The sequence below is a fragment of the Corynebacterium sp. KPL2895 genome, assembly GCF_040225815.1.
Taxonomy (GTDB): Bacteria; Actinomycetota; Actinomycetes; order Mycobacteriales; family Mycobacteriaceae; genus Corynebacterium; species Corynebacterium rhinophilum.
This window is the reverse complement of sequence record NZ_JBEHFY010000039.1, coordinates 1-8267: the sequence shown is the minus strand read 5'-3', so window position 1 is coordinate 8267 and position 8267 is coordinate 1. Positions and strand designations below refer to the sequence as shown.

Annotated in this window: 12 protein-coding genes; 3 read left to right on the top strand and 9 right to left on the bottom strand. The window is 50.7% G+C overall.

The annotated features are described in order from the left end of the window. Positions 1-275: 275 nt before the first annotated feature. The 3 genes from ABRP95_RS11720 to ABRP95_RS11710 form a co-directional block, all read right to left on the bottom strand. Positions 276-542, bottom strand: a complete 267-nt coding sequence (locus tag ABRP95_RS11720) for a hypothetical protein (RefSeq protein WP_284783794.1) — start codon at positions 540-542, stop codon at positions 276-278. Next, complete coding sequence (locus ABRP95_RS11715; protein ID WP_284783792.1) at positions 539-1129, bottom strand: AAA family ATPase; 591 nt, start codon at positions 1127-1129, stop codon at positions 539-541. The genes ABRP95_RS11720 and ABRP95_RS11715 overlap by 4 nt, the downstream gene beginning before the upstream one ends. Before the next feature lie 283 nt (positions 1130-1412). Further along, positions 1413-1526, bottom strand: coding sequence for a ribbon-helix-helix protein, CopG family (locus ABRP95_RS11710; RefSeq protein ID WP_203397387.1), 114 nt, complete (start codon positions 1524-1526; stop codon positions 1413-1415). A gap of 188 nt (positions 1527-1714) precedes the next feature. Here ABRP95_RS11710 and ABRP95_RS11705 point away from each other — a divergent pair, with 188 nt between their 5' ends. Next, positions 1715-2338, top strand: a complete 624-nt coding sequence (locus ABRP95_RS11705) for a hypothetical protein (RefSeq protein WP_284783790.1) — start codon at positions 1715-1717, stop codon at positions 2336-2338. A 642-nt stretch (positions 2339-2980) separates the two neighbouring features. Here ABRP95_RS11705 and ABRP95_RS11700 read toward each other — a convergent pair. The 4 genes from ABRP95_RS11700 to ABRP95_RS11685 form a co-directional block, all read right to left on the bottom strand. Next, positions 2981-3826, bottom strand: a complete 846-nt coding sequence (locus ABRP95_RS11700) for a P-loop NTPase and SpoVK domain-containing protein (protein ID WP_284796921.1) — start codon at positions 3824-3826, stop codon at positions 2981-2983. A gap of 399 nt (positions 3827-4225) precedes the next feature. Continuing rightward, positions 4226-5266 carry an ATP-binding protein gene (locus tag ABRP95_RS11695; protein ID WP_284771336.1) on the bottom strand — a complete coding sequence of 347 codons (1041 nt, stop codon included), beginning with the start codon at positions 5264-5266 and terminating at the stop codon, positions 4226-4228. Beyond that, complete coding sequence (locus tag ABRP95_RS11690) at positions 5241-5483, bottom strand: hypothetical protein (RefSeq protein ID WP_349839478.1); 243 nt, start codon at positions 5481-5483, stop codon at positions 5241-5243. Before ABRP95_RS11690 ends, ABRP95_RS11695 begins: the two co-directional genes overlap by 26 nt. A 131-nt stretch (positions 5484-5614) precedes the next feature. After that, entirely contained in the window at positions 5615-5845 is a 231-nt protein-coding gene (locus ABRP95_RS11685) for a hypothetical protein (protein WP_284771338.1), read from the bottom strand. A 313-nt stretch (positions 5846-6158) separates the two neighbouring features. Here ABRP95_RS11685 and ABRP95_RS11680 point away from each other — a divergent pair, with 313 nt between their 5' ends. Beyond that, on the top strand, positions 6159-6635 hold the full coding sequence (locus ABRP95_RS11680; RefSeq protein ID WP_284771339.1) for a hypothetical protein: 477 nt from the start codon (positions 6159-6161) through the stop codon (positions 6633-6635). 318 nt (positions 6636-6953) lie between these two features. On the opposite strand, the gene ABRP95_RS11675 is transcribed toward ABRP95_RS11680, so the two are convergent. After that, positions 6954-7577: a hypothetical protein gene (locus ABRP95_RS11675; RefSeq protein ID WP_284771340.1), complete on the bottom strand. Its 624-nt coding sequence runs from the start codon at positions 7575-7577 to the stop codon at positions 6954-6956. Positions 7578-7679: 102 nt separating this feature from the next. On the opposite strand from ABRP95_RS11675, the gene ABRP95_RS11670 reads away from it, so the two are divergent. Continuing rightward, complete coding sequence (locus ABRP95_RS11670; protein WP_284783813.1) at positions 7680-8156, top strand: Type 1 glutamine amidotransferase-like domain-containing protein; 477 nt, start codon at positions 7680-7682, stop codon at positions 8154-8156. Here the strand turns inward: ABRP95_RS11670 and ABRP95_RS11665 are convergent. Continuing rightward, on the bottom strand, positions 8063-8267 hold a 205-nt coding region (locus ABRP95_RS11665), incomplete at its 5' end, for an integrase core domain-containing protein (RefSeq protein WP_349837217.1). The genes ABRP95_RS11670 and ABRP95_RS11665 overlap by 94 nt on opposite strands.

Genomic DNA, 8267 nt, shown 5'->3' with positions numbered 1-8267 from the left:
CACGTGCTGGCCCCTGACACCATCACACTGCATGCTCTATCGAAAGGTAGAAACACCACTCAAACGGACTTGACCCTTGCTTAAGCGCAGACAAGAAATATTTCTCCCCACCACCAGATCTCATAGCACTTTTTAAAGGTAGGTTCACCTCACTCAAGATCTACCTCCCCGTTTTCTCCTGCGCATACTTACCCTCACGACGGTGGGGATGGTTTATCTACACCTGCTGGGTTTACAGGAATACAGGTGCGGTAAAGCTGTATTCCTGTAAAACCTTATTTGTTGTTGCGGACGTATTCTTCGAGGTAGTTGCTGACAATCTCGCGAATGGTCATGCCTTTTTGCGCGGCGATGACTTTGAGTTCTGCGTGAAGTTCGCGGTCAATTTCGACGGTCATCTTCTTGACGTAGTCGCGGCCGGTGGGTTGATGGAATGCACCTCGTACTGTTTTCTTCTCCGCGGTCGGGGCCGGCCTTGCGGATTTCTTTGAGGAGGTTCGCGGGCCTTGCTGGGCCCTGGCGCGTTCTTTGCTGGTGCTCATTTCATCATCTCCATGAGTTCGTCTGCGGCTTGTTCATAGCCGTGCATTTCTGGGCCTGGGCAGTAGCCGAAGGCTAGGTGCATGTCCTCGCGTAGCGGGATTTCGGTTTTAAAGTGGGGCATTTGTTCTGTATCAAGTGCTTCTCGTGCAGCATCAAGAGCACTGGTGCCCTTCCTAGCGAACGTCAGCAGGACTGCATGCGGTGTTCCGCTAACTGCGTCGCGCAGTTCCCACACACGAGAAAGGTCAGCTGCAGCAGAACGGGTCGGAAGAATGATGAAATCACTGACAGCGATTGCTGCTTCGATAGCGTTCTCGTCTCCTGGTGGCACATCAATAAACATGAACTCATCGTCCCCGACGAGTGCCGCCTGCCTATCAACACGCTTGGGAATAGACAATTCAACCCCAAACGGTAAAGGGTCGCCTCCATCTTCCGCGCGTTCAGACCATTCCAGAGCTGAACCCTGCCGGTCTAAGTCTGTGACAGTCACGGTCTTTCCTCGGTGGGCGAAAACCGTAGCGAGAAACATCGTTGTAGTGGTCTTGCCAACGCCACCCTTGGCGTTAATGGCAGTAATAATCATGGCTTCTCCTAGGTGGATACGTCATTACGTCTATTAGTTTACAGATTTCAGTAAATACTGTTTTACATCTATACAGGTCTACAGTTGTATAGTTTACTGTAAATACTAAAAGTACTGGCAGATGAGTCTTTTGCTTCTTTTTATCGTCATGTTCTACAGACAGACCTGCGAGCTTGATGCGGCAAAACTCGTTTTCAATGCTCTTGTCTTCGAAGTCCGCTGCGATGTGTCCCCAGTGGTATCCCTCCAACTGGGACAGCATCGCAGTAACTGCCATCTTGAGTTAGAAGCCACGACTGCGACCAGTACGGGCACATAGAGCATCTAGGCGCTCGATGATGCCTTCTGACATCCGTATAGATACCACTCGGTCTGAACGGTGAGGTCCTTGAACCATAATCAGAAGGCCTTTCGCTCCTACCACAAACAATGATTGCATAAGTTCGGCCTCGACACGGAAGAGGCGACTTTTTACCATGGAGAACCTCTTCCTTATTACATATACTTAAAGTGAGCAGGAGCAAAAGTTCCCTAGCTCAACACTCAGGTACTCTATGCCTAATCACCGCCCATAGGAGATTCGAAATGCATACTTCTCACTCATGGCTGAAAAGAACCTGCACCAAACGCGCCATGATAGCCTGCGTGGCACTTAGCATGGTTGGAGGAAATACATACGCTACAGCAGCCGAGACAAATTCCCCCGATTTTACCGCTGCCGAAGTAAATTCAGAACCGACTTCTGCACAGGAAGCACAACTGGCTGATGACCTAGAAGTACTGTTTACGGAATATATTCCCCAAAAAGATGGTGTCTTCACCGTCAATGAACAAGCCGTAATAAGAGATGGTTACGCAGACAGCATGGGCGACTTTCATGCAGTGGCCCGAGCCTTCAACAGTCCCAACCCTGGACATCCTCAGGCAGGTTCAAAAACCCCAGTTATGGTACAAACTTACGATGCAAATTCATACGCAAAGTGCGTATTATGGAGTGCGCTAGGAATTCCAGCCACGGCTTTCACTAGCGGCACGTGGTCAGCCATCGTAACTGGTATTAAAGCCTTCAATTGGAAGCTGACCGCTTCCACCATCGTACGAGCTCTTGGCCCTGCATTCGTAAACGGTGCTGGAAAGGCCATCGGTGGTCCAGCGACGATCGCAGCCGCCTTGGCCGCTTCCGCAGGATTGTGTGCCTTTCAACAGTAATGGTTTCTAGAAAAAAGTATCTTGTTCGCCTGATTGGCACCAGCATTATTTTCTTTGCACTTGTTGCCGTTATCTTCGCTTTCTTTTTTTCAATGGGCCGAGGACACACGCTAAATTTTGATGACGCGATTCCTTGGCTTATCGGAACCCTAGTCTCTGGACTGCTGACTGTAATGTGGGTCAAAAGAAAAGCAAAGGACTTCCGAGAAAGAGAGAATCTCTGGGGACCATCGACGAAATAAAAGCACCTAATTTACCAGGATGGTAATGCTCAGATGTTGCGACGAGGGCCGAAACTTTTTAAAGTTTCGGCCCTCGTCGTCTGGGGTGTAGTCAAACGAGTCGAAGTTTAGATTTCAGGCCTCGACAGAGATTGCTAGTGGAATGTTTAATTGCTGCCGCGGACGTCGCGCAAGCGCGACGTCCTTGCCACGCTATTCCGGTACCACTACCAGCGTGCAAACTGGTGCAAGTATTTACAACGGAGACTTGGAACGCATTCAAATCGATGCCCACGGAACTGTAGGGACTGCAGGAGAATGTCACATTATTGTTGGATAGTTCTTCATATGTATATGAATGAATATAGTTTCATGTCCTAAAATCTACCCGCCTGAAGTCCCTCCCTATGAGGTTGTTTTGTTAGTCAAAGAATTTGTCCCGTAAGCGAGTTTCGTCGTGAGCGCCATAGGAATCTATATGGATGATTGTGTCAATCCGCCGGGCAAGCGCTTGTCGCCGCGATGCTGGCTCCCATAAATAGTAGCCCCGCGGAGATTCATTAGAAACCATCACAACGTGCGTGTACGCAGCAGCCTTGTTCGCGTAGCGAGCCGGAAGACTCATAGGCCACACATCGAGGATATTGAGTACAAGGCTTAATGGCATCGAGCCATCGAATTCGTCGAGAATCAGAGTCTTTTCCCCTGCATAAGAATCAAACGGATGGGAGTAGTCAGTGACTCGATAGAAATCGTCGCCACCTATATCCACCGCTAGTGATGTTTTCCCGGTGCCAGGCGGACCATACAGCCACAGAACCTCAATTTCTCGAGGTTCTGAGTTCTGTGCGCGCTCTCGGGCAGCAACGAGCCTTTCAACGAACGAAGTCATACGAGCAGCTTCTGGAACTTGAAGAAATATTTGGTCCGCGGAAAGCTCTTTTTCAAGGACTGCTTCACGAACTATCTCGACGTCTTTGCGACGCCCTTTTTCGTCATTGTGTCTAATTATGCCGTGTTCTAGCCTTGGCTCTCCAGTGACACGAGTTGTCTCTTTGGTGACGTACTCGATGGCCTGCTGTATGGGACCGCGGCGGGGTTCTAGATGCCCCGTGGGTAGTTTATTTTTAAGCGTGGAAAACCTGATCGGCGAGGTGTTGCCATCAATGAGTAGCTGCCAGGGGCGGTATCCGTCTTCTTCGCCTTCTTCTAGCTGCCCTAGATAGGAGTACTGTGCAAGAGCTTCTTCTATCTCCTTTCGGCTCATCTTCTCTGCTGATACTGTGGCCATCCATGACCGTGACTGCGTAGTCTTGCTACATTTTCTGCTACGCATTGCTTCACCTGAATATCCTTTCTGAGCTGGGGTGATACATGCTACAGAGGTGCCGGGTAACACTAACCCCGGCACTGGGCTGCCGCGACGGTCGCGCCTGCGACCGCCTTGCCCTGAAAAATCGCTTAAAACAAGGTGCGCGGCCCCGTCCCTGTGAGCACCGGGCCGCATCCCCCCCAATCACGGCGGCACTCACTTACCGCTCCCTCTGCTCCGGCCTCTCGGCCTCCCTCGGCTTCGCGCTCCTCCCGCTGGGAGGTCGCTCCGCGTCGGCCTTACCGGCCTCCGCGCGGTCACTCACGCTCGGCCTTGGATTGGGGGGACATACAACTAGGGAGCGAACACCTGCATTTCGACGAGATTCCCGCCCTCACCAGCGCAGACAAACCGACCACGGCCAACTTCCACCGGAGACGGTTCACCGTCCTCAGGTCTGCGTCCCAGTACCAGCTCAGCGTCTTCCGGGCGGGTGACATGTCCGCAAAGCTTCACACCGCAGAGGTCGCGAATCGCAGTTGGCAGCACGTCGGCGGTCATTCTCTGGGTTGCCAGGACAACAAACACCCCGGCTGACCTGCCACGTTGCACCAAATCTCTTACAAGTCGTGTACAATCGTCGGCAGACTTCTTATCGTCTTTTGACGACGACGCAGCAGAAAACACTAACTGACATTCGTCAACAACAGCGACGAGCAGCTTTTTCCCCTGAGGATCTCGCCAAAAATCCAACTCAGACGAAAGCCGCTTGTTCATTACTTTCTGCATGCTCTTCAAAACCGGTAAGAAGTCTTCTGCCTTCTCTCGCTTGCCGTCGAACGTCTTCACGGTCGCGCCCGCGCTGCTTAGCGCTCTCACCAGGTGCTGCAAAAGAATGGACTTCCCGTAACCGGGCATTGCACCGACGACAGCCCCTGACTGCTCCCTCAGATCAACGCCGGTCTCGCCGTCTTCGGACAGGCCTAGAATGACCCGGCCTTCCTCGTACCGAGGAACGCCCCGAACTGTCGAAGGCAAGTCCACCAGGTCAACGACTTGAACCTTCCCTCTCTTCACCAGCACTTTGACCGGAGTCTTTAGAAGGTTGCCCAACTCCGCCGACAGCCCCTCACGAGTCCACTTCGATGTATCCCCCGGGGCGATAGGAACCATGCCGTCTCGGCTTACTCGGTTTATCTTCATCTCAAACTTTTCCTCAACCTGTTTTCTCCTGGTCGACAACTCGCGCGCCGCGCGAGTGCGGAACCACCGCCGTCGGAAAAGCTTGACAAGAGCAAGCCAAACAATGCCGGCAACGACAACGGCCAGGGCTATCCGAATCGACCAGAAGATGACAGCCTGCTGTAACTCATCGACGTTCAACGGCAGCTGCATTCACAAGCTCCTCTAGAGCATCAGTCGCCTCGTCCATGCTGGTAAACCCGCAATTCTCCGGGCCTTCAGCCTCGATTACTTCCCGCATGAACGAAGCGCACTTCCAGGGCGAAGTCAGAGCACGAAAAGTCGATTCAACCTGCGACTTCCTGAACTCTTCCGAACCGCCGACGAACACTCCGTAGTCTCCAGCTGTGCTTTTGATGGCGTGGAGCATTTTTAGGCCTCCTTAACGTTAGTTGCTTGAACGAACTGGACGGCATTTCCGTCCTGAGGTGCAAAAGCGCCGGTCATCACGTTTTCGAAAGTCACGACGTCACCCTCACTGACCAGCGGTTTTACTTGAGACTACACGGTCACCGAACCATCGCGAGTCTCCCTGTCCACGACGGTCACATCGTTCCGCGTCGTCTTCTTCTCGCTTAACACATACTTGACGCCTATTTTCCATGCCTGACCAAGGAAAACCTGCGAGGTTTTCGACTCACCATCGCGAGTCACGACTTCTTGAGGCTCGCTGCTCACCTCAATCCCCTCAGAGAGTTGGCCGACGGGAAGAAGATAAGAAGGTATCTTCACGACAAAATCCTTTCTTTATTCAGAAAAGGCAAGTTAATTGACTCCGGTGCATGAACAAGGGCAGAGAGTTCAGAACTCTATAAAAGCACCGGTATTTGACTATTGTACAGAAAGAGCGTGACGTGTCACTCGTACAATATAGAAAAAGCAAATCGAAACGATTTATGCTGGATACGGATACATAAATAAGGAAACAGACATCACGGCTCTCGGAAAGTGCCGGTTATTCGCCTCTAGTACATACAGCGCGCGAAGTGTCAGACGTATAAGAACAAACTAGAAAAACCGAAAGATGAGCATTAGGTTCGTATACATGCGTAAGAACATAGATATCGACGAGGTTGAAAAATACCTTTCCGACCTACAAAATCGCGTCGAAGCGATTGAGAAGGAACTTCAGGAGCGTCTAAAGACCATCAATGAGATTCCCGGAGCGAAATTCGAATATGTCGATTTAGTGACAGCCATGAATACTTGGGAAGAGGAGGCCTTCTATAGTGCAGAGGATCAACTCAAAGCCTCAAACCCAGATCCGAATTGGGAACCGACAGACGACGAAGTGAAGAGAAAAATGAACTATCCGCCCCAAGACGAAATCCTCTTGAGTCGGATCACCACTGCCGTAAAAAAGCTGACCGAGGTACAAAAATATCTCGCAGCCTCACTCAACGACATCGGCTATTCCCAAGCAAAAGTCGCAAAGATCGCCCATACGTCCCAGGCGCGGGTTGGACGCTGGATTCGCAGCGTTGAAGGAGACCTGCCTCCGCGAGCTAAACGCCCGTGGTAGTCAAAACTGGGGGTATCTCGACCCCTCGAATGGTAAAAGCGTGTTTTTACACGCCGATAATGAATGTTATGTCGTCGCCCCTAGAACCAATGAGGTGTTTATTTCCTATCTGCAGATTGAAGTTTCCCACAGATTATTTTCCCCAGTCCTTGTCACTGACAAGAATCGCTAATGAATCTACTGTTAAGGCAGGCTTCGCTGTATTATGCGGATAAACTCAGCAACTACGTTAGCAGTTATGGCTGAAGAGAAAGTCTCGCTTGTGCGGATCGTAGATACGCGTATGGGGTCCATGAATATATGACATTCGCTTCTTCTTTATTTGGGTCCTCCCGGTAGGCAAGGCCAGGCGATTTTGTCGCCGTTAAGCTTTATTGCTTTTAGTTTTCCCCAGCTTGATCCAGAGATACTAAAGATCGGAGTCAGGAGGATTAGTGTAGTAATCGTCTCCGTCACCGCTTTCGGCGCCAAGTCAATTCCCATAGAGCGAGCTGTTACAAAGAAGATCAAAAGCATCCAAGCCAAAGAGGTTGTTCTTTCTAGGGAATAGGCATCCGGGTCATTAGTTACTTGGTACCCACGCTTGTTTACACTGCTCATCCATATGCTTCGATACCCGAAAATAAAAACATTAATTAGAGAAAATACGGCCAATGGCAGGAATTCTTCATTGTGACAACACAACACGGAAATCCATGCTGTAATGGTAGTTACAAGTACAAGAAAACAGATGGTGCGATTAATTCCCAAATACCACCGAACACTCCCTTTCAGTTGCGTGTTACTTTGGGCGCTTTCGACAGTTTCGTTATCGCCTTCCACCCCATTTCGTGCCTGTCGCCTCGACGAAAAACGATCCAGCGTTACGGCAGCAAGATGGAACGCTAGTAAAAATAATGCCCACTTTATACTGTTCTTTGAACGCCGAACGTCTGACGACAACGGATTTCACCTTTCTTTTTACGAGCTTGCTCACTGAGCAGTATAAGATGAGCACAGCCAAGTATCCTCGATCTACAAACGCTAGGCCGTAGGCTGAGTTGTATGAAGTTACTTCTTTTCTCTTACCTGCATCCTGATCTCGCCATGTATTTGACTGGAAGAATTCTCTATATAGATGACGCGGCGGTGGAAATGCGACAGGCTCCATTTGCCCAGGAGGAGTTAAAAGAGGTTAGTGAAGTGGCGGATACGCTGGTGTCTCTTACTATTTCAGAGACACCGCTGAGTGTTTTTCGCCATGAGCTTGAGCAAGCTGATTGCGTTTATGTTGCGAGTGGTGAAACATTCCGCTTGCTTCACGCGCTGAAATCTACCGGGGCAGATCAGCTTCTTGCTGACGCCGTGCGTAATGGAAAGTTGTATGCGGGAAGCTCTGCTGGGGCGATTGGGCCTGACCCCCGGACAGTGGACACGTCGGGGGTTAGCTATGCTGCTGTGGTCAGTATAGCCGAAGTCTTGGTTTCAAAGACATCAGGAGCCACAAGGTTGCACCAGGAGTGCCGCCGGCGCGTGTTATAGCGCATGCACCACCGGAAGACCTCTTGGCGACAGCTAATTGGGTTGTCAAAGACTTTCCGATCACGCAAGACTTCTCGCTTTAAGGTGGCGTTAAACGATTCTGCTAGGGCA

Bases quoted from the DNA above. Each gene is read 5' to 3' on its own strand.
- ABRP95_RS11720 (WP_284783794.1), bottom strand. From the start codon at position 542: ATGAGCACCAGCAAAGAACGCGCCAGGGCCCAGCAAGGCCCGCGAACC.
- ABRP95_RS11715 (WP_284783792.1), bottom strand. From the start codon at position 1,129: ATGATTATTACTGCCATTAACGCCAAGGGTGGCGTTGGCAAGACCACT.
- ABRP95_RS11710 (WP_203397387.1), bottom strand. From the start codon at position 1,526: ATGGTTCAAGGACCTCACCGTTCAGACCGAGTGGTATCTATACGGATG.
- ABRP95_RS11705 (WP_284783790.1), top strand. From the start codon at position 1,715: ATGCATACTTCTCACTCATGGCTGAAAAGAACCTGCACCAAACGCGCC.
- ABRP95_RS11700 (WP_284796921.1), bottom strand. From the start codon at position 3,826: ATGAGCCGAAAGGAGATAGAAGAAGCTCTTGCACAGTACTCCTATCTA.
- ABRP95_RS11695 (WP_284771336.1), bottom strand. From the start codon at position 5,266: ATGCAGCTGCCGTTGAACGTCGATGAGTTACAGCAGGCTGTCATCTTC.
- ABRP95_RS11690 (WP_349839478.1), bottom strand. From the start codon at position 5,483: ATGCTCCACGCCATCAAAAGCACAGCTGGAGACTACGGAGTGTTCGTC.
- ABRP95_RS11680 (WP_284771339.1), top strand. From the start codon at position 6,159: ATGCGTAAGAACATAGATATCGACGAGGTTGAAAAATACCTTTCCGAC.
- ABRP95_RS11670 (WP_284783813.1), top strand. From the start codon at position 7,680: ATGAAGTTACTTCTTTTCTCTTACCTGCATCCTGATCTCGCCATGTAT.